At 73.1% G+C, this 24458-nt stretch carries 21 protein-coding genes; 14 read left to right on the top strand and 7 right to left on the bottom strand.

The window, feature by feature from the left end; translation table 11 throughout:
- Positions 1 to 78 precede the first annotated feature (78 nt).
- The 5 genes from nhaA to ACWEN6_RS26500 all read left to right on the top strand — a co-directional run bounded on the left by nhaA (position 79) and on the right by ACWEN6_RS26500 (position 5716).
- The gene (nhaA, locus tag ACWEN6_RS26520) at positions 79 to 1965 is read left to right on the top strand and encodes a Na+/H+ antiporter NhaA (RefSeq protein ID WP_452573758.1); all 1887 of its coding nucleotides are present in this window, start codon (positions 79 to 81) and stop codon (positions 1963 to 1965) included.
- Between the two features lie 214 nt (positions 1966 to 2179).
- Entirely contained in the window at positions 2180 to 2815 is a 636-nt protein-coding gene (locus ACWEN6_RS26515; protein ID WP_452573756.1) for a pyridoxamine 5'-phosphate oxidase family protein, read from the top strand.
- Between the two features lie 204 nt (positions 2816 to 3019).
- A complete protein-coding gene (locus tag ACWEN6_RS26510; protein WP_452573754.1) occupies positions 3020 to 4081 on the top strand; it encodes a type III polyketide synthase in 1062 nt (353 codons plus the stop codon).
- Positions 4082 to 4139: 58 nt separating this feature from the next.
- The gene (locus ACWEN6_RS26505) at positions 4140 to 4703 is read left to right on the top strand and encodes an isoprenylcysteine carboxyl methyltransferase family protein (RefSeq protein WP_452573752.1); all 564 of its coding nucleotides are present in this window, start codon (positions 4140 to 4142) and stop codon (positions 4701 to 4703) included.
- Positions 4700 to 5716, top strand: coding sequence for an NAD(P)/FAD-dependent oxidoreductase (locus ACWEN6_RS26500; protein ID WP_452573750.1), 1017 nt, complete (start codon positions 4700 to 4702; stop codon positions 5714 to 5716). Before ACWEN6_RS26505 ends, ACWEN6_RS26500 begins: the two co-directional genes overlap by 4 nt.
- A 15-nt stretch (positions 5717 to 5731) precedes the next feature.
- Here the strand turns inward: ACWEN6_RS26500 and ACWEN6_RS26495 are convergent, their stop codons facing one another.
- Positions 5732 to 7408, bottom strand: a complete 1677-nt coding sequence (locus ACWEN6_RS26495) for a DEAD/DEAH box helicase (protein ID WP_452573748.1) — start codon at positions 7406 to 7408, stop codon at positions 5732 to 5734.
- 393 nt (positions 7409 to 7801) lie between these two features.
- On the opposite strand from ACWEN6_RS26495, the gene ACWEN6_RS26490 reads away from it, so the two are divergent.
- The 6 genes from ACWEN6_RS26490 to ACWEN6_RS26465 all read left to right on the top strand — a co-directional run bounded on the left by ACWEN6_RS26490 (position 7802) and on the right by ACWEN6_RS26465 (position 13605).
- Positions 7802 to 8689, top strand: a complete 888-nt coding sequence (locus ACWEN6_RS26490; protein WP_452573746.1) for an alkaline phosphatase family protein — start codon at positions 7802 to 7804, stop codon at positions 8687 to 8689.
- A gap of 2 nt (positions 8690 to 8691) precedes the next feature.
- Complete coding sequence (locus ACWEN6_RS26485; protein WP_452573744.1) at positions 8692 to 9990, top strand: MFS transporter; 1299 nt, start codon at positions 8692 to 8694, stop codon at positions 9988 to 9990.
- Entirely contained in the window at positions 9987 to 11003 is a 1017-nt protein-coding gene (locus ACWEN6_RS26480; protein WP_452573742.1) for a TolB family protein, read from the top strand. Before ACWEN6_RS26485 ends, ACWEN6_RS26480 begins: the two co-directional genes overlap by 4 nt.
- A gap of 152 nt (positions 11004 to 11155) precedes the next feature.
- On the top strand, positions 11156 to 11641 hold the full coding sequence (locus ACWEN6_RS26475) for a TspO/MBR family protein (protein WP_452573740.1): 486 nt from the start codon (positions 11156 to 11158) through the stop codon (positions 11639 to 11641).
- A gap of 5 nt (positions 11642 to 11646) precedes the next feature.
- Positions 11647 to 12213, top strand: coding sequence for a mismatch-specific DNA-glycosylase (locus ACWEN6_RS26470; protein WP_452573738.1), 567 nt, complete (start codon positions 11647 to 11649; stop codon positions 12211 to 12213).
- A gap of 138 nt (positions 12214 to 12351) precedes the next feature.
- Entirely contained in the window at positions 12352 to 13605 is a 1254-nt protein-coding gene (locus ACWEN6_RS26465) for a cytochrome P450 (RefSeq protein ID WP_452573736.1), read from the top strand.
- 139 nt (positions 13606 to 13744) lie between these two features.
- Here ACWEN6_RS26465 and ACWEN6_RS26460 read toward each other — a convergent pair whose 3' ends face one another.
- Both ACWEN6_RS26460 and ACWEN6_RS26455 read right to left on the bottom strand, forming a co-directional pair.
- Complete coding sequence (locus ACWEN6_RS26460; protein ID WP_354845077.1) at positions 13745 to 14734, bottom strand: aldo/keto reductase; 990 nt, start codon at positions 14732 to 14734, stop codon at positions 13745 to 13747.
- Between the two features lie 234 nt (positions 14735 to 14968).
- The gene (locus tag ACWEN6_RS26455; RefSeq protein ID WP_354845074.1) at positions 14969 to 16243 is read right to left on the bottom strand and encodes a M14 family metallopeptidase; all 1275 of its coding nucleotides are present in this window, start codon (positions 16241 to 16243) and stop codon (positions 14969 to 14971) included.
- Between the two features lie 255 nt (positions 16244 to 16498).
- Here ACWEN6_RS26455 and mihF point away from each other — a divergent pair, with 255 nt between their 5' ends.
- The gene (gene mihF, locus ACWEN6_RS26450; protein ID WP_354845071.1) at positions 16499 to 16807 is read left to right on the top strand and encodes an integration host factor, actinobacterial type; all 309 of its coding nucleotides are present in this window, start codon (positions 16499 to 16501) and stop codon (positions 16805 to 16807) included.
- Positions 16808 to 16939: 132 nt separating this feature from the next.
- Positions 16940 to 17236, top strand: a complete 297-nt coding sequence (locus tag ACWEN6_RS26445; protein WP_452573734.1) for a hypothetical protein — start codon at positions 16940 to 16942, stop codon at positions 17234 to 17236.
- Positions 17237 to 17369: 133 nt separating this feature from the next.
- Here the strand turns inward: ACWEN6_RS26445 and ACWEN6_RS26440 are convergent, their stop codons facing one another.
- The 3 genes from ACWEN6_RS26440 to ACWEN6_RS26430 all read right to left on the bottom strand — a co-directional run bounded on the left by ACWEN6_RS26440 (position 17370) and on the right by ACWEN6_RS26430 (position 21115).
- Positions 17370 to 18209 (bottom strand): hypothetical protein, encoded by an 840-nt coding sequence (locus ACWEN6_RS26440; RefSeq protein WP_452573732.1) that lies wholly within the window; start codon positions 18207 to 18209, stop codon positions 17370 to 17372.
- Positions 18210 to 18376: 167 nt separating this feature from the next.
- Entirely contained in the window at positions 18377 to 19201 is an 825-nt protein-coding gene (locus tag ACWEN6_RS26435) for a hypothetical protein (RefSeq protein ID WP_452573730.1), read from the bottom strand.
- 72 nt (positions 19202 to 19273) lie between these two features.
- Entirely contained in the window at positions 19274 to 21115 is a 1842-nt protein-coding gene (locus ACWEN6_RS26430; protein WP_452573728.1) for an AMP-dependent synthetase/ligase, read from the bottom strand.
- 332 nt (positions 21116 to 21447) lie between these two features.
- On the opposite strand from ACWEN6_RS26430, the gene ACWEN6_RS26425 reads away from it, so the two are divergent.
- Positions 21448 to 22926, top strand: coding sequence for a peptide MFS transporter (locus tag ACWEN6_RS26425; protein ID WP_452573726.1), 1479 nt, complete (start codon positions 21448 to 21450; stop codon positions 22924 to 22926).
- Positions 22927 to 23001: 75 nt separating this feature from the next.
- On the opposite strand, the gene yczR is transcribed toward ACWEN6_RS26425, so the two are convergent.
- On the bottom strand, positions 23002 to 24453 hold the full coding sequence (yczR, locus tag ACWEN6_RS26420) for a MocR-like transcription factor YczR (RefSeq protein ID WP_452573724.1): 1452 nt from the start codon (positions 24451 to 24453) through the stop codon (positions 23002 to 23004).
- Positions 24454 to 24458: the final 5 nt, after the last annotated feature.

The following is a 24458-nucleotide window of genomic DNA, read 5'->3' as shown; positions in this document are numbered from 1 at the left end:
ACGGGGGCGAGGCGGCTCGTCCGGCCGCCGATCAGGGCGGCGGGGAATGTCCTGGGTCCGCGGGGTGTCGGAGTCAGAGTGAGCGCACCACGGCAAGCGCCGTTCCTCGGAGAGACCACCTGGGCCCGGCGGTTCGAGACACCGCTGCGCGAGTTCCTGCGCACCGAGACCGGCAGCGCCGCGGTCCTGCTGGCCGCCACGCTGGCCGCGCTCGTCTGGGCCAACGTCGACCTGCCGTCCTACGAGGGGCTGTGGCGGACGTCGCTGTCGGTGCGCCTCGGGGACGCCGGGATCTCCCAGGACCTGCGCCACTGGGTCAACAACGGGCTGATGACGCTGTTCTTCCTGGTCGTCGGGCTGGAGGCCAGGCGCGAGTTCGACATGGGCGAGCTGCGCGACCGGCGGCGGCTCGTGCTGCCGGTGGCGGCCAGCGTAGGCGGCATGCTCGTACCCATCGCGATCTACCTGGCGCTGAACGCGGGCGAGCCCTCCGCGCACGGCTGGGGCGCCGCGATGTCGACCGACACGGCCTTCGCCATGGGAGTGCTCGCCCTGGTCGCCTCCCGCTTCCCCGCCCGCGCGCGGACCTACATCCTCACCGTCACCGTCGTCGACGACCTGGTCGCGCTCTGCGTCATCGCGATCTTCTACAGCGAGCGGGTCAGGGTCCCCGCGCTGCTGGCGGCGATCGCGATCTTCGCGGCGATGCTGCTGCTGAAGTACCGGGCCAGGGTGCGCAACGGCCTGATGGTCGCGGGCTTCGGGGTGGCGGCCTGGGCGGCGCTGCAGGCCTCGGGGGTCGAGCCGGTGGTCATCGGCCTGGCCATGGGCCTGCTGACCTACGCCTCGCCGGCGACGCGCGGCGACCTGGAGCGGGCCAGCGACCTGTTCCGGCTGTTCCGCGAGCAGCCGACCGCCGAGCTGGCCCGGTCGGCCAGCGCGGGGGTGGCCAAGGCCGTCTCGCCCAACCATCGGCTCCAGCAGCTCTACCACCCGTGGACCAGCTACGTCATCGTGCCGCTGTTCGCGCTGGCCAACGCCGGCATCGCGATCGACGGCGGCTTCGTGGCGCGGGCGCTGACCTCGCCGGTCACCCTGGGGATCATGGCGGCGTACATCGCCGGCAAGCCGGCCGGCATCGTCGGGGCCACCTGGCTGGTCACGCGGCTGAGCCGGGGGCGGGTGCGCCCGCCGGTCGGCTGGGCCGCGATCGCGGGCGGCGGGACGATCGCCGGCATCGGGTTCACCGTCTCCCTGCTGATCGCCACCCTGGCCTTCGACGGGGGGCGGCTGGAGGAGGCCAAGTTCGGCATCCTGGCCGCGGCGCTGTGCGCCTCGGTGATCACCTGGGTGATCTCGCGCGTGACGGCCGGGCTGCCGGCCGCGCTGCGGGCGCGGGTGCTGTACGGCACCGCCGAGAGCATCGTCGACCTGGCCTTCCCGGTGGACCCGGACCGCGACCATCTGCGCGGCCCGCTGGAGGCGCCGGTGACGGTGGTGGAGTACGGCGACTTCGAGTGCCCGTACTGCGGCCTGGCCGAGCCGGTGGTGCGCGAACTGCTGGCCGGGCACGGCGACGTGCGGTACGTCTGGCGCCACCTGCCCCTGCACGACGTCCACCCCTCGGCGCAGCTCGCCGCGGAGGCCAGCGAGGCGGCCGCCCTCCAAGGCGCGTTCTGGGAGATGCACGACGCGCTCCTGGAACACCAGGGCCGGCTGCTGCTGCCGCACCTGGTCGGCTACGCCGAGAGCATCGGGCTGGACCTGGACCGCTTCCGGCGGGACCTGAAGGCGCACAGCGGCGCCGCGCGCATCGCCGAGGACGTCGACTCGGCCGACCTCAGCGGCGTGTCCGGCACGCCGACGTTCTTCGTCAACGGGCGGCGGCACCACGGCGCCTATGACATCGCGACGCTGAGCGCCGCCGTCCGCGCCGCCCGCACCCGCGCCGCCCTGGTCTCCTGAGCGCCGCCGTGGCCTCGTGACCGCCTCCCCGGCCTCCTGACCCCTGCCGAGCGCCCCCCGGTCTCCTGAGCGCCGCCGTGACCGCCTCCCCGGCCTCCTGGCCTGCTGAGCACCCCCTGGGCTTCTGAGCGCCGCCGTGATCGCCCGGTCCCTGGCTCCGTGGAACGGGACCGCCGCGCGGGCTCACGCCGATCTCCTGATTGGATGTCCCTCTGTGAGCGAACTGTCAGAAACCGAGCGCACCCAGCACCGGCGGCTGCGCGAGCAGGGCCGCCGCGAGCGGGAGGCGCTGTTCGAGGTGCTGCGCGCGGGGTTCGTCTGCCATCTCGGCGTCGTCGTGGACGGCGTCCCGATGGTGGTGCCCACGGTCTACGGCTTCGACCAGGACCACATGTACGTGCACGGATCGGTCGCCAGCCGCAGCATGGGCCAGGACTCGGTGGTGTGCGTGACCGTCACCCACATCGACGGCCTGGTGCTGGCCCGGTCGGTCTTCGAGCACGGCGTCAACTACCGCAGCGCGATGGTCTACGGGGTCCCGCGCCGGTTGGAAGGCGAGGAGAAGCTCGCCGCGCTGCGCTGCCTCACCGAGCACGTCACCCCCGGCCAGTGGGAGTACGCCCGGCGGCCGAACCGCAAGGAGCTGGCCGCGACGACCATCTTGGCGATCTCGCTGGAGGAGGCGTCGGTCAAGGTCCGCCAGGGCCCGCCCGGCGACGACGACGACCCGCACGACGTCTGGGCCGGTGTGCTGCCGCTGGCCCAGGTGTGGCGGGCGCCGGTCACCGCGCCCGCCGTCACCCACCCCGCCCCTGCCCACGTGCGCGAGCGCGCCGGCGAGCCGTCCTAGCCGCGACGGATTCGCGCGGAAGTGACAAGCGGGGGCCGCGGCACCTGGCGCCGGGTGCGTAGAAACGCGCGCGCGTCGCGGAAATGACCGGGATCCGTCCTTTCACCGCGTCCACGCCCTGCGGCGGGCGACCGGGTCCAGGCATGCCACTCTCGGCGCTGGGCACAAGATTGGTGTCCTCCACTTGAGCGAAGCGGGAACCTTATGACCCGAATTGCCGCTGTCCGCGGTGCCCTCCCTCCCAATCGCCATCCGCAAGCAGAGATCACGGACACCTTCGCCCGCGTGTGCCTGCCCCCGGGCGCGGACCGCCGGCTCCTCGACCGGTTGCACACCTCGGCCCGTGTCGGCCACCGCAACCTGGTCCTCCCGCTCGACCAGTACGCCAAGCTGGACGGGTTCGGCATGGCGAACGAAATCTTCATCGAGGCCGCCGTCGACCTCGGCGCCGAGGCCGTGGGGGCGGCCCTGGACGCCGCCGGCCTGACGCCCGGGGACGTGGACATGATCATGTTCACCTCGGTGACCGGCATCGCCGCCCCCTCGGTGGACGCCCGGCTGGCCGGCCGGCTCGGCCTGCGCCCCGACGTCAAGCGGGTGCCGGTCTTCGGCCTCGGCTGCGTCGCCGGCGCCGCGGGCATCGCCCGGCTGCACGACTACCTGCGCGGGTGGCCCGGGCACGTGGCCGTGCTGCTGTCGGTCGAGCTGTGCTCGCTCACGTTGCAGCCCGGCGACGCCTCGCCGGTCAACCTGGTCGCCAGCGGCCTGTTCGGCGACGGCGCCGCCGCCGTGGTCGCCTGCGGAGCCGACCGGGCCGCCGGAGGCGCACCGGGACCCACCGTCGTCGCCACCCGCGGCCACCTGTACCCCGACTCCGAGGGCGTGATGGGCTGGGACGTCTCCGACACCGGGTTCCGCGTCGTCCTGGACACCAGCGTCCCGGAGGTCGTGCGCACCTACCTGGCCGACGACGTGAACGGCTTCCTCGCCGACCACGGCCTCACCACGCGGGACGTGACGGCGTGGGTCTGCCATCCGGGCGGTCCCAAGGTGCTGCAGGCCGTCGCCGAGACCCTCGACCTGCCCGACGGCGCGCTGGAGCTGACCTGGCGCTCACTGGAGGACGTCGGCAACCTGTCCTCGGCCTCGGTGCTGCACGTGCTTCGCGACACCCTGGCCCTGCGCCCGCCGCCGCCCGGCACACCGGGGCTGCTGATCGCGATGGGCCCGGGCTTCTGCTCCGAACTCGTCCTGCTGCGCTGGTAGCGCTCCGGTGACGCCGATCACGCTCGCGCCGGCGGTCGTGGCCGTATCGTTTGCAGGCATGTCGTCCTGGTACCTGCTTCTGGTCCTGCTCGTCTGCGTGGAGCGCCTCGCCGAACTGGTGGTCTCCCGGCGCAACGCCCGCTGGAGCCTGGCCCGGGGCGGCCGGGTCTTCGGACGCGGCCACTATCCCTGGATGGTCGCCCTGCACACCGGCCTGCTCGCCGGCTGCCTGCTGGAGACCATGCGGGCGCATCAGCCGTTCGTGCCCGCCCTCGGCTGGCCGATGCTCGCCCTGGTCCTGGCCTCCCAGGGCCTGCGGTGGTGGTGCATCACCTCGCTCGGCCCGCGCTGGAACACCGAGGTCATCGTGGTCCCCGGCCTGCCGCTGGTCACCCGTGGGCCCTACCGTCTGCGGTGGCTGCGCCACCCGAACTACGTGGCGGTCGCCGTCGAGGGCGCGGCGCTGCCGCTGGTCCACAGCGCGTGGGTCACCGCCGCCGTCTTCACGGTGCTCAACGCCGCGCTGATGGTCGTGCGCATCCGCTGCGAGGAGTCCGCCCTCGCCTGGGCCGTCCAGCAGGAGGCGGCCGCGCAGGCCCCGGCGCGGGACGGGTCGGGGTGATCGACCTGCTGGTGGCCGGGGGCGGGCCGACCGGGCTGGCCGCCGCCATCAACGCGGCGCTGGCCGGGATGGAGGCCGTGGTCGTGGAGCCGCGCCCGGCCCCGGTGGACAAGGCGTGCGGCGAGGGCCTGATGCCCGCCGGAGTGGCCGCCCTGCGCGCCCTGGGCGTGGAGATCACCGGCCGGCCTCTGCGCGGCATCCGTTACCTGGACGCGCGGCGGCAGGCGGACGCGCCGTTCCGGCACGGGCCCGGCCTGGGCGTGCGCCGCACCCGGCTGCACGCGGCCCTGACCGAACGCGCGGCCGAGGTGGGGGTCAAGGTCGTCCACGGGCGGGTGGAGGGCGTGCGCCAGCGGCCGGGCTTCGTCGAGGCGGCCGGGATGCGGGCCCGCTGGCTGGTCGCCGCCGACGGCCTGCACTCGCCGCTGCGCCGGGCGCTCGGCCTGGAGGTCCCCCCGGGACGCGCTCCCCGCCGGTACGGGCTGCGCCGGCACTTCCAGGTCGCCCCGTGGACGGACTTCGTGGAGGTGCACTGGGCCGCGCGCGGCGAGGCGTACGTGACGCCGGTGGCCGACGGCCTGGTCGGCGTGGCGGTGCTCAGCCGCGAGCGGCGCCCCTACGAGGAGCACCTGGCGCAGTTCCCCGCGCTGCTCTCCCGCCTGGCAGGCCCGGCCGCGACCTCGGTGCGCGGCGCGGGCCCGCTGCGGCAGCGCGCCCGCGCCCGCGTGGCCGGGCGGGTCCTGCTGGCCGGGGACGCCGCCGGCTACGTGGACGCCCTCACCGGCGAGGGCGTCTCGCTCGGGCTGCTGTCGGCGCGCGCGCTGATCGGGTGCCTGCGGGCCGGGCGGCCGGAGGCCTACGAGGGGGCGTGGCGGCGGTTGTCGCTGCGCCACCGCCTGCTGACCGGCGCGCTGCTCGCCGCCCGCCGCCACCCGCTGCCCGCCGGCCTGATCGTCCCCGCCGCCCGCCGCCTGCCCGTCGTGTTCACCGCCGCCGTCAACGCCCTGGCGTGAGGACCCGCGCCGGGGTCAGCGGGACTCGAAGCGCTCCCGGCGGACGGTGACCTTCTTGCCCTTGATGGTGGTCTGGCGCAGTGAGGAGATCACGTCCTCCACCGACTGGTCGGGCACCTCGACCAGGGAGAAGCGGTCGGCGATCTCGATGGCGCCGATGTCGCGGCCGCTGAGGCGCGACTCGTTGGCGATGGCGCCCACCAGGTCCTGCGGCCGGACGCCCGCCGAGCGGCCCGCGCCGATGAACACGCGGGTCATGCCGCTGGAGGGGCCCCGGCCGCGCCGCTCGTCGCGGCCGGGCTGCTCGCGCCGCCCGCGGCCCTCGCGCTCGGGCCGCAGCGGCGCCTCGGGGATCTCCTCCTCGTCGGCCGCCGCGCCGCTGGACTCGTGGGCGAGCTTGACCGCGGCCATGGCGATCTCCACCAGGTCGAACTCGTCGGCGAGGGTCTCGACCACGACCCGGAACTGCTCCAGGTCGTCTTCGAGCATGCTCTCCTCCAGCGCCGAGCGGGTGAGCTCGAGCCGGCGGGCCCGCAGGTCGGCGACCGTCGGGACCTTCTCGACCGTGATGCGCGACTTGGTGACCCGCTCGATGGTCTTGAGCATGCGGTGCTCGCGCGGCTCGGCGAGCGTGATCGCCACACCCTCGCGCCCGGCCCGGCCCACGCGGCCGATGCGGTGGACGTAGGACTCGGGGGCGGAGGGGACGTTGTAGTTCACCACGTGGGTGAGCTGCTCGATGTCCAGGCCGCGCGCGGCGACGTCGGTGGCGACCAGCAGGTCGGCCGTGCCGGCGCGCAGCCGCGCCATCACGCGGTCGCGCTGCTCCTGGCCCATGCCGCCGTGCAGCGCCTCGGCGCGGTAGCCGCGCCCGTTCATCGTCTCGGTGAGCTGGTCGACCTCCTCGCGGGTGCGGCAGAAGACGATCGCCGCCTCGGGGGCCTCGACGTCCAGGACGCGCCCGAGGGCGGTGGGCTTGTGCGCCCGCGGGACGACGTAGGCGCTCTGCCGCACGCGCGGGGCCTCGCCCGGCGCGGCGGTCTCGCGCTCGATCTGGATGCGCACCGGGTCGGTGAGGTGCTGGCGGGCGATGGAGTTGATGCGCGGCGGCATCGTCGCCGAGAACAGGACGGTCTGCCGCTCTTGAGGGGTCTCCTGGAGGATCGCCTCGATGTCGTCGGCGAAACCCATGTCGAGCATCTCGTCGGCCTCGTCCAGCACGACCATGGTCAGGGCGTCCAGGCGCAGCGTCCGGCGGCCGATGTGGTCGAGCGCGCGGCCGGGGGTGGCCACGACGACGTCCACGCCGCGCTGGAGCTCGCGGAGCTGGCGCCCGATGGGCTGGCCGCCGTAGATCGGCAGTACGCGCGTGCCGAGGTCGCGGCCATAGCGGTGCACGGCCTCCGAGACCTGGACGGCCAGCTCGCGGGTGGGCACCAGGACCAGCGCCAGCGGGTTGCCGCCGCCGCCGCCGGCGGGCATGCGCTGCAGGATCGGCAGCGCGAAGGCCGCCGTCTTGCCGGTGCCGGTGGCGGCCTGGCCGAGCAGGTCGCGCCCTTCCACAAGTGGTCCGATCGCCTCGCGCTGGATCGGCGTGGGCTCCTCGTAGCCGAGGCCGGACAGCGCGCGCAGGAGTTCGGGGCGCAGTCCGAGGTCGGCGAAGCCTGGCGCTTCTTCGACGCTGGAGGTCATGATCGGGCTCCTCGTTCTGACGGGCGCACGTGGGACGCCGTCGACACCATGTTCCACTGTCGTGGCACGTTTCCCGCGGGCCGGGGTCCCACACCGGCGCGTCCATACACCCCTGCGTGCTGCCCTGCGGCGCAGCGGCGGCCCGTCCCCTGTTCGGACGGCCCACGCGCGCTCACGAGACAGGAAGTTTACTTCAGCCGCGGACCGCTCGAGGTTCCGCGCGGCCCGGACCGCGATCCGCGGCGCGAATCCGCGGCGCCCGGCCGGGCATTCCCCGGCCGCATCGGGAATGCAGCGCCCACTGTTCGGCCGCTGTTCACCTCCGCTCACCGAACGGGCAGTGATCCACATTTAGCCTGACATGGCCTCTTATCCCCCCAACCGAGGACAGTCATGGCCATTTCCCTCGCCAAGGCGAGCACCCCCCGAAAGCTCCTGTCCGCCGCCGCCGCGCTCGGCGCCGCCGCCACCCTCGCGCTGTGGGGCGGAGCAGGGACCGGCGCCGCGGCGGCCGTGCCCACCCCGAGCCACGTGGTCGTCGTGGTGCTGGAGAACCACGCCTACTCCCAGGTCATCGGCAGCTCCAGCGCCCCCTACATCAACTCGCTGGCCACCGGCGGCGCGAACCTCACCCAGTTCTACGCCGAGACCCACCCGAGCCAGCCGAACTACTACGCCATGTTCTCCGGCGGCACCCAGGGCATCACCGGCGACGCCTGCGTCACGATCGGCTTCAGCTCCGCCGCCAACCTCGGCTCGGAACTGATCGCGGCAGGCAAGACCTGGGCCAGCTACAACGAGGGGCTGCCCTCCCAGGGCTCCACCGCCTGCACCAGCAGCGGAGGCAAGTACGCCCAGAAGCACAACCCGTGGTTCGGCTTCAAAAACGTGCCGACCTCCACGGCCCGCACGATGGCCCAGTTCCCCACCGACTTCACCACGCTCCCGAAGATCTCCTTCGTGGTGCCGAACCTGTGCAACGACATGCACGACTGCTCGGTCTCGACCGGTGACGGCTGGCTGAAGAGCAAGCTCGGCGCCTACGCGACCTGGGCCAAGAGCAACAACAGCCTGCTCGTCGTGACCTTCGACGAGGACAACCGCCTGGCCGGCAACCGCGTCGCCACCGTCGTCTACGGCCAGCCGGTCATCCCCGGTAGCAAGCCCTCCACCACCTACAACCACTACAACCTGCTCAGGACCCTCGAGGACATGGCCGGGCTGACCACGCACGCGGGCAACGCGGCGTCGGCCTCCGCCATCACCGGAATCTGGAGCTGAGCTTGTACCTGGCCGAACGCGGCCCGGACCAGGCCGCCGAGTCAGAGGACTTCTCCCCGGGCTCGGCGGTCCGCCCGGGCCGGGCCGTCAGGGCCGTCCCCGCGACGGTCCTGGCGCTCGGGACCGTCAGCCTGATCACCGACGTCTCCTCCGAGATGGTCGCCGCCGTGCTCCCGCTGTACCTGGTGGCCGGGCTGGGCCTCAGCCCGCTCGGGTTCGGGCTGCTCGACGGCGTCTACAACGGGGTCAGCGGACTGGTGCGCCTGTTCGGCGGCCACCTGGCCGACCGGGGCGGGCGCCACAAGACCGTCGCCCTGGCCGGGTACGGCCTGTCGGCGCTGTGCAAGCCGCTGCTGCTGCTCGCGCACACGCTCCCGGCGATCGGCGCGGTGCTGGCGCTGGACCGGGCCGGCAAGGGGCTGCGCACCGCTCCGCGGGACGCGCTGATCTCGCTGTCCACGCCGCCGGAGATCCGGGGCCGCGCCTTCGGGGTGCACCGCGCGATGGACACCGGCGGGGCGCTGCTCGGCCCTCTGGCCGCGTTCCTGGTGCTGGGCGTGGCCGCCGAGGGGTACGACGCGGTCTTCACCGTCAGCTTCTGCGCCGCCGCGCTGGGCGTGCTGGTGCTCGTCCTGTTCGTCCCGCCCCGCCCCACGGGCCCGGACACCCGCCCGGCCGCCGCGCGAGACGGAGCGGCGGGCGGGGCGCCGCCGGTCACGCTGCGGTCGGCGGTGGCTCTGCTGGGCCGTCCGGAGGTCAGGCGGCTGGCCGTCTGCGCGGCGCTGCTCGGTCTCACCACCGTCAGCGACGCCTTCGTGTACCTGATGCTGCGCCACCGGCTCGGGATCGCCGAGCAGTGGTTCCCGCTGCTGCCGCTCGGCACGGCCGTGGTCTTCCTGCTGCTGGCCCTGCCGCTCGGCGTGCTGGCCGACCGCGTGGGCCGCCGCAGGGTGTTCCTCGCCGGCCACCTGGCCCTGCTGGCCGCCTACGGGCTCCTGCTCGCGGCGCCGGCCGGCCCGGTCGTGCCGTTCGCCGTGCCGGCCCTGCACGGCGCGTTCTACGCGGCGACCGACGGCGTGCTCGCCGCCGCCGCGGCCGGCGCCGTACCGGCCGAGCTGCGGGCGAGCGGGCTCGCGCTGATCGGCACCGGGCAGGCGCTGGCCCGCTTCTGCTGCTCGATCGCCGTCGGCGCGGCCTGGACCGCGCTCGGCGACCGGGCCGTGCTGCAGGCCGCGATGGCAGGGCTGGCGCTGTGCGCGGGCTGGGCGGCCTACGCCCTGCGCGGCCCGGAGACCCGGTGAGCCGCCGGGCCCGCGTGGTGGCGCTGCTGGCCGGGGTCGTCCTGCTCGGCTCGGTCGCCTTCGCCTCGGTGCTGCACGCCGCGGGCCGCGCGGGCGAGCGGGACCGGCCGCGGCCCGGCGGCCCGTCCGTCGCCGCGGGCGCCGTTCGTCTCGACGCGCGCGGGGCGATGGTCTTCCGCAACATGGAATGGGGGCCGCACCGCGACGAGCTGGTCTCGGTGCCGGCCGCCGACCCCGGCGCGGCGCGGACGGCCGCGCCGGTGCGCTGCCTGCGCTTCCACGCCGCGGCCGGGGTCGGCGTGTGCCTGCGCAAGGTGGACGGCGCGCTCGGCGAGAGCTACTTCGCCTCGATCGTCGACTCCGGCCTGCGGACGCTGCGCGACTACCCGCTCGCGGGCGTCCCGTCGCGGACGCGGGTCTCGCCGTCCGGGCACCTGGCCGCCTGGACGGTGTTCGCCGGCGGCGACTCCTACGCGGGCGGGGACTTCTCCACCCGCACCTCGATCGCCGATGTCAGGACCGGGGCGCTGACCGCGAGCCTGGAGAGCTACGCGATCGTCAAGGACGGCCGCCCCTACCACGCCGCCGACGTGAACCTCTGGGGCGTCACCTTCGCCGACGACGCCCGTTTCTACGCGACCTTGGCGACCAAGGGCCGGACCTACCTGGTGCGCGGGGACCTCGCCGCGCGCACGGTGACCACCGTGCGCGCCAACGTCGAGTGCCCCTCGCTGTCGCCCGACGGCACCCGCCTGGTGTTCAAGAAGCGGGTGGCCGGCCTGAGCCCGGACGAACCGTGGCGGCTGTACGCGCTGGACCTGGCGAGCATGCGGGAGACGCCGCTGGCCGAGGGGCGCAGCGTGGACGACCAGGTCGTCTGGGCGGACGCGCGCACGGTGGTGTACGGCCTGGCCGGCGACTTCGGCACCGACCTGTGGTCGGTCCCCGCGGACGGCTCCGGCGCGCCCAGGCGAGTGGCGGGCGCCGCCCTCAACCCCGCCTACGTCGGCTGAGCCCGACGCGGGCCGCTCCCCGCGAGCGGCCTCCCACGAGTGGCTCCCCTGGGCGGCTTCCCTCGGGCCGCTCCCCTCGGGCGGCTTCCGGAACCGGAGCGCGGCCCGCGTCCTGGCCGTGTAGGGCGCCGCCCGGCGGGCACAGGGGTCGCATGAAGCGGACTCTCGTGAAGACCTCGCTGGCGGTCGCGGTGGCCGCCGTGGCCGGAAGCGTGGCGACCGACCCGGACTCCTCCTGGTACCGGAGGCTGCGCAAGCCCGCCTGGCAGCCGCCTCCGCCCGTCTACGCCGCCGTGTGGACCCCGCTGTACGCGCTGATCGCCTACGCCTCGGCACGGGCGCTGGCCCGCGCCGGCGAGGCGGACCGGCGGGCGCTCGGCCGCGCCCTGGGCGTCAACCTGGCGCTGAACGCGGCCTGGACGCCGATCTTCTTCCGCATGCGCTCCCCCAGGGCGGCCCTGGCGGAGCTCGTGGCCCTGAACCTCTCCAACGCCGTCCTCGCCCGCCGCGTCCTGCGGGCCGACCGGCCGGCGGGGCTGCTGCTGCTTCCCTACGCCGGCTGGACGCTCTTCGCCACAGCGCTCAACGCGGCGATCGTGCGCCGCGACCCGGGGTCACGCGCCCAGAGCGCGGCATGACCGAGATGAGACCTGGCCTGAAGCCTGATCTGGAGGCGGCGCGCGAGCGCACGATCGACGACGTGGTGGGGCCTGGGACGGTCGTGCTGTTCTGCGGCATCAATCCCGGCCTGTACTCCGCGGCCACCGGGCACCACTTCGCCCGGCCCGGCAACCGGTTCTGGCCCGCGCTCCACCTGTCGGGGTTCACCCCCCGGCTCCTGCGCCCGAGCGAGCAGCACCTGCTGCCCTCCTACGGGCTGGGCATCACCAACCTGGCGCCGCGCGCGACGGCCAAGGCGGCGGAGCTGTCCCAGAAGGAGCTGCGCGAGGCCCCGGCCCGGCTCGCCCGCCTGGCGCGCGAGACGGCCGTCGAGGTCGTCGCCGTCGTCGGCGTCTCGGCCTACCGCGTCGCCTTCGACCGGCCGAAGGCGGCCGTCGGCCCGTGCGACGACGGCGACGACGCGGTCGGCCCCGCGCGCCTGTGGATCCTGCCCAACCCCAGCGGCCTCAACGCGCACTACACCCTGCCCGCCCTCGCCGCCGAGTTCCGCCGCCTCCGCCAGACCGTCACCCTGCCACGCGGATCGTGATCGCGTGACGGGGTTGTGATCGCGCGGCGCCCGGCCTACGTTGCGGATATCAACCGCATACCGTGATCACCGGCCACGCGAATTCCCATCCGGCCGGCACGGGCTCGCAGGGCCGCACCGGCCCGAGGGGGAGGCTCGATGACCGACCAGGCCGCGATCCCGCTGTACATGGCCCGCGAGGGGCTGGCGCCGTCCGCCGAGGCGTCCGCCCTGCGCGACAGCGGGCGGCTGCTGAAGGTCCCGGTGACTCTGGGCAGCGGCGAGGCGTGGCTGGTCACCCGGTACGCCGACGTCCGCGAGGTGTTGTCCGACCCCACCCGGTTCAGCAACGCGCTCAGCGCCGCCGCCGCCGCGCCGCTGTCCATCGGCCTGAGCGACGAGGAGCGCGCGCGCAGGCGCAAGGGGCAGTTACTGGCGTTCGACCCGCCCGAGCACACCCGCCTGCGGCGCATCCTGGCTCCCGAGTTCACCATGCGGCGCATGCGCGTCCTGGAGCCGCGCATCGCCGAGATCGTCGACGCTCAGCTCGACGAGCTGGAGCGGCTGGGCCCGGGCGCCGACTTCATGGCCGCTTTCGCGCTGCCCGTCCCCTCGCTGGTGATCTGCGAGCTGCTGGGCGTCCCGGCCGCCGACCGCGCCGAGTTCCAGGAGCGCACCTCCCGCCTCCTCGACATGTCCCGGCCCCGCGAGGAGCGCGCCCAGGTCGGCCGCGAGAGCGACACCTACATGCGGGGGCTGGTCGCCCGTGCGCTGGCCGACCCGGGCGAGGACATCCTGGGCATGCTGATCCGCGAGCACAGGGACGAGCTGGACGCCGACGCGCTGACCAACATCGCCGGCATGCTGCTGACCGCCGGGCACGAGACGACGGCGAACATGCTGGCCCTGGGGACGCTCGCGCTGCTGACCAGCCCCGGTGAGCTGGCCGCGCTGCGCGCGGGCCTGGACGACGCCGAGCAGGTGGAGGCGGCGGTGGAGGAGCTGCTGCGCTTCCTCAGCGTCGCCCACTCCGGCATCCCGCGCGCGGCGGTGCGCGACGTCGAGATCGCCGGGCAGCTCATCTCCGCCGGCGACCAGGTGCTGTTCGCCCTCGCCCCCGCCAACCGCGACCCCGACTTCGTCGAGGACGGCGACCGGCTCGACGTGTCGCGCAAGCCGACGCCGCACGTCGCCTTCGGCCACGGTCCGCACCACTGCCTGGGCGCGCCGCTGGCCCGCGCCGAGATGGCCCTGGCCTTCCCCGCGCTGCTGCGCCGGTTCCCCGACCTGGCGCTCGCCGTGCCGCCGGAGGAGATCCGGTTCCGCCCGTTCCACGTCGTCTACGGCGTCGAGACTCTCCCGCTCACCTGGACGCGGACCACAGGGGCGGACACCGACCACCAGCCCCGATAGCCGGATATGTCATGACACGCCCCTCGCCGGGGATCGCCCGCGCGAGGGGGCCCTCCCCGGCGCCGCCCACGGGAAGACCCGAAGCCGGTCAGAGGCCGGCTCAGCCCTCACCGGAAGGTGCTCACCCACGTCATCTCGGTCAACGGTGCACGGCGCGCATGCTGTCGGCCGGGTAGCGCTCGCCGGAGGCCACGCCGGGCGGGGCGACGGCGTCGACGGCGGCCAGGTCGTCGGGGGTGAGGGTGATCTCGACGGCCGCCGCGTTGGCCTCCAGGTACGCCCGGCGCTTGGTCCCGGGGATCGCCACGATGTCCGGCCCCTGGGCGAGCACCCAGGCCAGCGCGAGCTGGGAGGAGGTGACGCCCTTGGCGTCGGCCAGCACCCGGATGCGGTCGACCACCGCGAGGTTCCTGGCGAAGTTCTCCCGCTGGAAGCGCGGATGGGCGCTCCTGCGGTCGCCCTCGGCCAGGTCCTCCGCGCTGCGGATCGTGCCGGTGAGGAAGCCGCGGCCGAGCGGGCTGTAGGCGACGAAGCCGATGCCGAGCTCGCGGACGGCGGACAGCACGCCGTTGTGCTCGACGTCCCGGGTGAACAGGGAGTACTCGGTCTGCAGCGCGGTCAGCGGGTGGACGGCGTGCGCGCGGCGGATCGTCGCCGGAGCGGCCTCGGAGATGCCGAGATGGCCCACCTTGCCCTCGGCGACCAGCTCCGACAGCGCGCCGAAGGTCTCCTCCACGGGGACCTGCGGGTCGACGCGGTGCTGGTAGTACAGGTCGACGTGGTCGACGCCGAGGCGCTTGAGTGAGCCGTCCAGCGCCTGGCGCAGGTAGTCGGGGCGGCCGTTGACCCGGCCGGTCTGCCTGCCGTCCACGACCTCGTTGCCGAACTTGGTGGCCAGCACGACCTCCTCGCGGCGCCCGGCGATCGCGCGGCCGACGAGGCTCTCGTTGCGCCACGCGCCGTACATGTCGGCGGTGTCGAGGAAGGTGATGCCGAGGTCGAGCGCGCGGTGGATGGTGGCGATCGCCTCCTTCTCGTCCGCGGGACCGTAGATGGTGCTCATTCCCATGCAGCCGAGCCCCTCGGCGGAGACGCTGAGCCCTTGGCTGCCCAGCCGGCGCTGTCGCATTGCTGAACTCCCTATTTCGCTATATCCACGGTCCGTCCCTGTGCGGAGGGTGACGGCCGCTTGATCCCTCTCTGTAGGATCTTCGCGCCTCACCGCCCTCCACGCCATCACCCCTGCACCGGTCCACTCAAAGCCCCCTCAAAGCGCCATCAAAGCCTGGCTTGCCCGCCCCGCGGCCGCCGCCGGTGGGCGGCCGCGGGGCGGGCGGTCACGGCCGCCGGACGGGTCCGGGCCTCAGCAGTACTGCGACTGCTTGCCGATGATGCGGTAGACGCAGTCGGAGTACTCCAGCAGGCGCAGGACGGCCTCCTTGTTGCGGGTGGTCTGGGTCACGATCTGCTCGTCGGGCGGGTAGAACCCGGGCGAACTGCCCTTGGGGTACATCTCGAAGGTGTAGCTGAATATCTTGTAGTTGCCCCACAGCCAGTCGTTGATGGTGCCGTCGGTGATGTAGAGGTCGCTGGACTGCTCGGCGGTGTAGCCGTTGGTCGAGGCCATGTTGCGGCCGAGCGTCGCCAGGGCGTTCTGGTCGTCCACGGTCAGGCCGGCCGCGGTGTCGTTGTAGGTGTAGCCGTAGGGCCACAGGACGAGCTCGCTGTAGGTGTGGAAGTCGATGTTGCTCTTGATCTGCTGGGTGCCGCCGACGACCCGGGTCCGCACCCAGTTGGCCAGCGTGCGCACCTCGGGAGCCGACTCGGCCGAGGCGCCCCGGTAGGTCTCGCTGGAGGTGGAGCCGGAGGAGCCGCCGCAGCATCCCCACAGGTAGGCCCAGTTGCGGTTGAGGTCGGTGCCCACCGAGGAGGACCCGGAGTTGGGCTGCCGGTTCTTGCGCCACGAGCGGTAGGACCCCGTGGAGATGTCGTACTCGCCGCCGTCGGGGTTGAGGTCGGGCATGATCCAGATCTCGCGGGAGTTCACCAGGCCGGTGATCCGGCTGTCGGAGCCGTAGCCGGAGGTGAGCAGGTTGAGCAGGTAGAGGGCCATCTCGACGGTCAGGTGCTCGCGGGCGTGCTGGTGGGCGGTGAACAGCACCTCCGGCTCGCTCTCGTCGGTCGCGACGTTGTCGCTGATCTTGATGCCGACCAGGTCGCGGCCCCCGTAGGAGGTCCCGTAGCTGAACTTCCTGGCGATGGACGGGTAGCTCGCGACCACCTGGTTCACGGTGGCGGTCATCTCGGCGTAGTTGTGGTATCCCGAGTCGGCCGACGGGAAGTCCTGGGGCTTGGGCAGCACGGGCGACAGCGGGCGCGGGAGCCGGGTGACCGTGTAGCCGAGGCCCTTGATCTGGCCGACCTCGGCGTCGGAGGCCGTGACCACGACCGATGTGGCCGCCACCTCGTCGATCGCCGCGCCGGTGGCCGCGATCGCGGTCCGCTGCACGGCCGTGCTCGGCCCGTCGATCCGGTACTGGTAGTTGGGGGGTGGCTCCGCCGAGGCACCCGCCCCGGTGATCCCGCTAGTGCACAGCAGGGCCAGGATCGCCAACCCCGCGAGCAGACGACGTCTCACCTGAATCCTCCTCGAGGCGCGCGCTCTGGGGTTGTCACGCGCCTGCACCGAGAGTCAGGTCAACCGTCGAAAGTTTGAAGGCCCAATTTTTCGTGACTTGCTAGGACCCGGGGCATTGTTCCGATCAGTCGGAAAGGGCAGTGGAAGTGCGGAAGCGATGATTAGAGCGCGCCAGGGGGGTAGCACCCATGCCGACCGACACATCAGCGGCCGGACGGGCCGCCTAAAGCTATCCCCCAAGGAGAAAGAATCCTCATGGCCCTTCCCGTTCTCACCCCCGAGCAGCGCCAGGCCGCTCTCGTCAAGGCGACCGAGGCCCGGCAGGCGCGGGCCGCCCTGCTCGCGCAGCTCAAGAGCGGCGATCTGACCCTGGCCGAGTTGTTCAAGCGCGACGACGACACCGCGAAAAAGATCAAGGTGTCGCAGGCGCTGCGCGCTCTGTCCGGCATCGGCCCGACCAAGGCGGCCGCGCTCATGGAGCGGGCCGGCGTCGACGACAAGCGCCGCATCGGCGGCCTGGGCGTCCAGCAGCGCCGCAAGCTGGTGGAGGCGGTGTCCTCCTGATCATCGCGCCGGCGGTGGGGGCGTCGGGCACGCGCTCCCACGCCGGCCGATCTTTGGCCAACCCTGCCATTCTCCGCGAAGTCCTCAGCGCATAGTCTCCCAATGACGACATGGCTGCGGGGAGGCGACCCTTTGAGCAAACTCACGGAAGACGAGCGCAGGGATCTGCGGGACATCCTGTCGAGCCCGGAGCTCAACGATCCACGGGTGCACGCCGACCGGGAGGTCGGCCAGCAGCTCGCGGACTTCTTCCGCAAGGACATGCCGGACGTGGACGAGGTGGTCATCGGCCGCATCTTCCTGCGGACCGCGGTGACGATCACCCAGCTCGGCGACGCCGGGATGCCGCTGGAGCAGATCGCCAACATCCTCACGCTGAGCGCCCTGGACCTCACCGCCCTGGAGCTCGCGCGCGACCCCGGCCCCTGACCGGCGGGCGCGCGGCCCTCGCGGCCCGCCCGCACCCTCCGGAAACGGAGGCCCGCTCCCCGCGAACGGCGCGAGCGCCCGGCTCCCGGGTACTCCGGGGGACGGGCGCTCGGTTGTCGGCCGGGGCCGAGGGTCAGCGGACGACCTTCACATAGTCGGTCGCCGACGAGCCGTACAGCCCGCGGGAGCCCTCGAACACGACCTTCCACGTGCCGGACCAGTAGGCCGGGATCTCCGTGTAGAAGGACCCGTCCGGGTTGGTCTCGATCGTGTCGACGTACTCCCACTTGCCGCCGTGGGCGCGGTGGAAGTACACCTCGATCTTCTTCCAGCCGAGCTGACGCCAGTTGTGCCAGCGGTTGTCGGCGTCGCAACGGTTGTCGCCCACGACGTAGGCGTCACCGTTCCACCACCAGTCGCCGTAGCACCGGGCGGTCTGCAGCTTGCCCGACAAGGAGAGCTTGCGGCCCTTCTTGACGGGCTCGGGGCTCGCATCGAACCCGGCGATGCGCGTCGCGCGCGGCCCCTGGTGCGGGCGGGCCTGCACGACCTTGACGAAGAAGGAGTCATGCGCCTCGGCGACCTTGCCGTTGTCGCCGGTCGCCGTGACGTGGACGAGCCACTTCCCGGCCGGATCGTGCCGGTCGAGGACGATGGTCTTGTCCCACCTCTTCCAGTCCGAGCCGCTCTTGGACGCCTTCGCGGCCCCGGGGCAGGGGTTGCAGTCAGGCTGCGCACCCTCTCCCGTGGGATCGAAGTCGATCTTCACGTCCTCGGCGCCCACGGTCGTGACCGTGACGGTGACCGCGACGTGATCGCCTCCGCGAATGACCACCGGATCGGGGGTCACTCGGACGGATTCGATGCTGACCGTGGTGTCCGGCGTCTCGTCCGCCATCGCCGGCGCGGCCACCGAGAGCGCCGAGGCGCCCATGGCGGCCGCTACCAGAGCGGTAGCGATGCGTTTCATCATGCGGAACTTCCTCTCCCCGTAGAGAAAGGCATCCCAGGGGGGGTGTGCCTACGTCATAGACGCCGAAAGAGGGGGAAAAGTTGCGCCGCACTCACAAGAAGATCTACACATATCGGACACGCAATGAGATTGTTATATGGGGAACGGCGGCATATGTCCTAGTTACGTCATGTGTGTCGGATAACCCGGATGACGCCGGCGTACCTCCGCGTCCCCGGATACACGACGCGCCACACCCCGTGCCTGCGTGGCACCCGCCGGTGGAACACCCCTTCACGGTCGGTCCGCGCCCGCGCCTGGATCTTCCAGCGACGCCCGCCGTGCTTCCTGAACTGGATGCTCACCCGCTGACGGGGGAAGGACCAGTAGTCGAACCTGCCGGTCGGGTCCACGCGCATCAGCGTCCCGCTCACCCGCAGCGCCCTTGGCCGCTTGCGCGCCCGCACGGCCTGGACGCCGGTGAGCGTGCTGGCCTTCCTGAACAGGAACGAAGTGGCGGCCGTCGTCCGCCGCCCGCGGGCGTCCCTGACCGTGGCGACCGCCCTCCACCGGCCCGCCGGATACCACCGCGACAGGCGCACCGGCGGGGTGAACCGCCAGACCTCCCAGCCGCCGCCGCGCGCGTGGCGGAGCGGCGGCGGGGCGGCCCGTCCACGGCCCCGCCGGCCGGGCTCGACCCGCAGGGTCACGCCGCGGGGACCGGCGGCGCCCCGGGCCACCACCTCGACCACCAGCCGCACCCCGTGCCTCGGCCGCGCGACCGGCTCCCGGGGAAGGACGCGCACCGACCTGATGGCCGGCCGGTCCGGCGCGGACCGGGCGGCGGGTGGGGCCGTGGGTTCCGGCCCCGCCTCGGCGGGCGGGCGCCCGCCGAGCGCGCGCGCCTCCACCGCCCCGGCCGCGGCGGCGGAAGGCGCCGAGAGCGCCTCCGCCAGGACCGTGAGCGCGGCCAGCCCCGCGGCCGACGACGTGAGCAGACGTCTCAAGGTCATGGCCTGGAGGGTAGGCGGCCGCGGGTAAGGGCACGGGGCCCGACACGCCCCGCGCCCGGCAAAACGCCCGCGTCAGGCCCGGTACATCTCCTCGATGATGGCGGCGTACTTCGCGTGCACGACGCGGCGCTTGAGCTTGAGGCTCGGGGTGAGCTCCTCGGTCTCGGCGGTCCACTCGACGGGCAGCAGGTGCCACCGCTTCACCTGCTGGACGCGGGCGAGCTTGGCGTTGGCGGCGGCGACGGCCGCGTCCACCTCCTTGAGCACGTCGGGGTGCTCGGCCAGCTCGGAGAGCGAGGCGAACTCGATGCCCCGCCCCTTGGCCCAGACTGGCGCGACCTCGCCGTCGAGGGTGAGGATCGCCACGACGAAGGGCCTGCGGTCGCCGTAGGCGAGCGCCTGGCCGATGAGCTGGTGCTCCTTGAGGAGGTTCTCGGTGTTGGCCGGCGAGATGTTCTCCCCGCCCGCGGTGATGATGAGCTCCTTCTTGCGGTCGACGATGCGCACGAAGCCGTCCTCGTCGATGGACCCGACGTCGCCGGTGTGCAGCCAGCCCTCCTCGTCGATCAGCTCGGCGGTGGCCTCGGGGCGGTCGAGGTAGCCGGCGGTGTTGGCCAGGCTGCGCGTGAGGATCTCGCCGTCCTGCGCGACGCGCACCTCCACGGCGGGGAAGGCCCGGCCGACGGTGCCGAGCTTGAACATCTCGGTGCTGTTGCCGGTGAAGGCGCCGCTGGTCTCGGTCATCCCGTAGACGTCGACCACCCGCATGCCGAACCCGGCGAAGAACCGCTGCACCTCCAGCGGCATCGGGGCGGCGGCGGTGGCCAGCCACCGCGCGTTCTCGAACCCGATCATCGAGCGGACGACGGACAGCAGCGCGGCGTCGGCCTGCTCGTAGGCGGCGGTGACCTCGGCGCTCGGCGTCCGGCCGTACTGGCAGGCCTCGACGTAGGCGAGCCCGGCGGCCATGGCCGCGCGGACCCTCTGCTGCTCCTGCTCGGGCTGGGTGGCCAGCAGCGCCTGCAGGCGGGCCATCATCTTTTCCCACACCCGTGGCACGCCGAAGAAGAAAAGCGGCTTGACCTGGGCCAGCACGGTGCCGAGTTCGGCGAGGTCGGGGCAGAAGTGGACGTGGTAGACCTTGAACAGCGGGATGTAGAGGCTGAGCACCCGCTCGGCGACGTGGGCGTAGGTGAGGTAGGAGATCTGGGACCCGTGGTCGGGCAGGCCGGTCAGGCGGACGCTGACGGCGACCTCGAAGCAGATGTTGGCGTGGGTCAGCGGCACGCCCTTGGGGTTGCCGGTCGTGCCGGAGGTGTAGAGCACGGTCAGCACGTCGTCCGCGGACACCTCGGCGGCCCGCGCCTCGGCGGCGGCGGGGTCGGCCGCGAGGGCGCGTTCGCCGAGCGCGAGGAAGTCGTCCCAGCTGATGAACAGCTCGCCTTCGGGGCAGTCGGACAGGACGATGACCTTGCGCAGGCCGGGCAGCTCGTCGAGGATCGGCGTCCAGCGCGCGAGGTCGGCGGCGCCCCCCAGCACCGCGATCTTGGCGTTGACGTCCCTGGCGACGAAGGCGACCTGGTCGGGGGCGAAGGTCGCGTAGATGGAGCACGCCACCCCGCCGGCGTGGACGGCCCCGAGGTCCGCGAGCACGTGCTCGGTGCGGTTGACCATCATCAGCACGACGGCCTCGCCGCGCCCGAGGCCGAGTTCGGCGAGGCCGGCGGCGATCGCGAGCACCCGCCGCCGGGCCTGTGAATAGGTCAGGGTCGTCCAGCCGTCGCCCGACCGGTCGGAGTAGGCGGGCGCGTCCGGAAAGCGTTCCGCCGTAACTTTGAGCTGTTCGCAGATGGTGTGGCCGGCGATCTCTTGCTCGATTTCCCTACGTTCGGCAAGGACCCGGGGGTCGGCCATTTCGCCTCCAGAAGTGCCCACTTACATGAATGGCATGAATCGCACCACAGCTCGTTCACATCGAACAAGCCCCTGGAAGTGAGAACACGCGTGACCCCGGCCGTTCCCGGGCTCCTCGACGCCCGTTTCCCTTACCCTCGGTGATCGGCTCCTATGGAAATCCGGAAAATGAATTCCGGCACTAAGCAATAAAACGGACGAACGTCACGTTAAGTCCAGAAAGCACGCCCACGGTGCCGCTCAAGGCGCGACGGCGAGGACCCCCGCCTCGGCGACGCCCTCGGCCCGCCGGGCGCCGGCCAGGCAGTGAACGCGCACGGGGGGCGTACCGCATGTCGCAGGAACTCAGCACGCAGGTGGAGGAGCGCAGGGTCTTCGGGCATCCGCGCGGCATCGTCACCCTGTTCCTCACCGAGATGTGGGAGCGCTTCAGCTTCTACGGGCTGCGCGCCATCCTGTTCTTCTTCCTCACCGCGACCGTCGTCCAGGGCGGCCTCGGGCTGCCCAAGCCCACCGCCACCGCGGTCGTCGGCGTGTACGGGGCGCTGGTCTACCTGCTGGCGCTGCCCGGCGGCTGGATCGCCGACCGCGTGCTCGGCGCCCGCCGCGCCGTGCTCATCGGCGGGTGCGTCATCATGCTCGGCCACATCAGCATGGCGATCCCGCTGCGCGGCCCGGCGCTCATCTGGCTCGGCCTGGCGCTGATCGTCGCCGGCACCGGCCTGCTCAAGCCGAACATCTCCACGATGGTCGGCGCCCTGTACCCCGAAGGGGACAACGCCCGGCGGGACGCCGGCTTCTCGATCTTCTACCTGGGCATCAACGTGGGCGCGTTCGCCGCGCCGTACGTGGTGAGCAACCTGGCCAAGGACGACCGCTGGCACGTGGGCTTCGGCGCCGCCGCGGTCGGCATGGCCATCGGCCTGACGCAGTACGTCGCCGGCGGCCGCCATCTGCGGGGCGCCGGCGAGACGCCCGGACACCGCCTCACCCCTCAGGAGCGGCGCCACTTCGCACTGGTCGCGGCGGCCGGCCTGGGCGCCGCGGCGGTGGCGCTCGCCCTGTGGGCGGCGAGCGGGACGCTGACCGTCGACCGCTTCACGGTGGCGCTCACCATCTTGACGATCATGGTCCCGGTCGGGTACTTCGCCTACATCCTGCTCGGCAGCCACAACCTGACCCCCGTCGAGCGCACCAGGATGAAGGCCTACATCTGGCTGTTCGCCGCCGCCGCGATCTTCTGGATGATCTACGACCTCGCGCCGACCGTCCTCAACGACTTCGCGGCCGTGCACACCGACCTGCGGATGTTCGGGCACTCCATCACGGCCGCCACCACGCAGTCGTTCAACCCGCTGATGATCATGGTGTTCGTGCCGGTCTTCGCGGCGTTGTGGGTGAAGCTCGGCGACCGGGTGGGGGCGGCGCAGAAGTTCGCGTTCGGCCTGTTCATGATCGGCGTCAGCTTCGTGGTGATGGCGCTCGCCGCCCGGCTCGCCGAGACCGGGCGCATCTCGGTCTGGTGGCTGTTCCTGGTCTATCTCGTCCAGGTCTTCGGCGAGCTGTCGCTGAGCCCGGTCGGGCTGTCGGTGACCGTCGAGCTGGCCCCGCACGCCTTCCGCAGCCAGATGCTCGGCGTGTGGTACCTGTCCTTCGCCGTCGGCGACGCCATCGGGGGCCAGACCGCGCGCCTGCTGCGGGTGATGTCCGAGCCGGCGTACTTCACCACGCTCGCGGCCATCGCGGTCCTGGCCTCGGGCGTCCTGCTGGCCTTCGCTCACCGGCTGCGCGTGCTGATGGGCGAGGTGTGACGGCGGCCTCCGGCCGCTCGCCGGAGCGTTCCGCCGCCCCGGCGAAGGTGTGAGGCGCGCTCGCGCCGCGGCCCGTCAGAGGGAGGGGGTCAGCGCGGCGTCCCGCGGTCCGGGCGCGGGAAGGGAGCCCGGCGAGGCGGCCGCGGCGCGCGCGGCGGCCAGGCGCGGCACGGCGTCGGCGAGCGCCCGCGGCGGCATGGTGAACGGCAGGCGCAGGTAGCGCTCCAGCGTGCCGTCCACGCCGAACCACGGACCGGGCGCCAGGCGCACTCCCCGGGCCGCCGCCGCGTCGGCGAGCGGCGTCGCGTTCGGGGCGTCCAGCCGCACCCACAGCGACCCGCCCCCGCGCGGCTCGGTGAAGCGCCACTCGGGCAGCAGCGCGCGCAGCGCCCCGGCGAGGGCCGCGCGGGAGGCGCCGAGCGCGCGGGCCCGTTCTGCCTTGGCCAGCTCTATGCGCTCGAACAGGTGGGCCACCACGAGCTGCTCGATCAGCGGCGCGGCGATGTCCACCCCGACACGCAGCACGGCAAGGCGCCGGACCATGGCGCTGGTGGCGCGGATCCAGCCGATGCGCAGGCCGCCCCACCACAGCTTGGAGGCCGACCCGATGCTGATCACCCGGCCGTCGGTGTCGAACGCGGCCAGCGGCCGGGCCGCGGGCACCTCGTCGACGGCCAGCTCGGCCCAGCTCTCGTCCACCACGAGGGTGGTGTCGTACCTGCGGGCGGCGCGCACCAGCTCGGCCCGGCCGGCGTCGTCCATGAACAGGCCCATGGGGTTGTGGAAGTCGGGGATGACGTAGCCGAGCCGGGTGGCCGACTGCCGCATGGCGCAGGCCATCAGGTCCAGGTCCCAGCGGTCCTCGGGGAACCCGACCGGCACCAGCCGGGCGCCGCGCAGGCGGGCGGCGTCCAGGGCGTGGGGGTAGGTCGGCGACTCCACCAGCATCGGGTCGCCAGGGCCGGTCAGCAGGGTCATGACCAGGTGGATGGCGTGCTGGGCGCCGCCGGTGACCAGAATCTGGTCGGGCCGGGTGGCAAGCCCCCGGGCGCCGTACCGGGCGGCGATCGCCTCGCGCAGCGGCGCCACGCCGACCGCGTCGTAGCCGGTGCCCAGGCCGTAGCGAGGGTATGCCTCGGTGGCGGCGGCCAGCGCCTCGGGGAGCAGGGACGTCGCGGGCGGGGCGGCGGCGTGCAGGGGGATCAGGCCGTCGTCGCCGGCGGCGAGCCACGGGTTGTCGGTGCCGAGCGCGCCCGGGTCGGGCAGGCTCGTCCAGCTTCCCGCGCCCTGGCGGCTGTCGAGGTAGCCCTGCTCGCGCAGCCGGTCGTAGGCGGCGGTCACGGTGGTGCGGCTGACGCCGAGGGCCTGCGCCAGGTGGCGTTCTGCGGGCACGCGCACGCGCGTCGCCAGGCGGCCGTCCAGGATGAGCCCGCGCACGCGGTCGGCGAGCGCGCGGTAGTACGGGCGGGTGTCCGGCGGCAGGTCGACCAGCCGGGCCAGCCATGGCCCACTGACATAGCGCTCCATAAGGC

The sequence above is a fragment of the Sphaerisporangium sp. NPDC004334 genome (assembly GCF_053602655.1).
The sequence above is the reverse complement of the archived record's forward strand: the minus strand, read 5'-3'. Positions and strand labels throughout refer to the sequence as shown.

Excerpts from the sequence above, each read along its gene's own strand:
- ACWEN6_RS26510 (WP_452573754.1), top strand. The coding sequence starts at position 3,020 with ATGACCCGAATTGCCGCTGTCCGCGGTGCCCTCCCTCCCAATCGCCAT.
- ACWEN6_RS26505 (WP_452573752.1), top strand. The coding sequence starts at position 4,140 with ATGTCGTCCTGGTACCTGCTTCTGGTCCTGCTCGTCTGCGTGGAGCGC.
- ACWEN6_RS26495 (WP_452573748.1), bottom strand. The coding sequence starts at position 7,408 with ATGACCTCCAGCGTCGAAGAAGCGCCAGGCTTCGCCGACCTCGGACTG.
- ACWEN6_RS26490 (WP_452573746.1), top strand. The coding sequence starts at position 7,802 with ATGGCCATTTCCCTCGCCAAGGCGAGCACCCCCCGAAAGCTCCTGTCC.
- ACWEN6_RS26475 (WP_452573740.1), top strand. The coding sequence starts at position 11,156 with ATGAAGCGGACTCTCGTGAAGACCTCGCTGGCGGTCGCGGTGGCCGCC.
- ACWEN6_RS26470 (WP_452573738.1), top strand. The coding sequence starts at position 11,647 with ATGAGACCTGGCCTGAAGCCTGATCTGGAGGCGGCGCGCGAGCGCACG.
- ACWEN6_RS26465 (WP_452573736.1), top strand. The coding sequence starts at position 12,352 with ATGACCGACCAGGCCGCGATCCCGCTGTACATGGCCCGCGAGGGGCTG.
- ACWEN6_RS26460 (WP_354845077.1), bottom strand. The coding sequence starts at position 14,734 with ATGCGACAGCGCCGGCTGGGCAGCCAAGGGCTCAGCGTCTCCGCCGAG.
- mihF (WP_354845071.1), top strand. The coding sequence starts at position 16,499 with ATGGCCCTTCCCGTTCTCACCCCCGAGCAGCGCCAGGCCGCTCTCGTC.
- ACWEN6_RS26440 (WP_452573732.1), bottom strand. The coding sequence starts at position 18,209 with ATGATGAAACGCATCGCTACCGCTCTGGTAGCGGCCGCCATGGGCGCC.
- ACWEN6_RS26435 (WP_452573730.1), bottom strand. The coding sequence starts at position 19,201 with ATGACCTTGAGACGTCTGCTCACGTCGTCGGCCGCGGGGCTGGCCGCG.
- ACWEN6_RS26430 (WP_452573728.1), bottom strand. The coding sequence starts at position 21,115 with ATGGCCGACCCCCGGGTCCTTGCCGAACGTAGGGAAATCGAGCAAGAG.
- ACWEN6_RS26425 (WP_452573726.1), top strand. The coding sequence starts at position 21,448 with ATGTCGCAGGAACTCAGCACGCAGGTGGAGGAGCGCAGGGTCTTCGGG.
- yczR (WP_452573724.1), bottom strand. The coding sequence starts at position 24,453 with ATGGAGCGCTATGTCAGTGGGCCATGGCTGGCCCGGCTGGTCGACCTG.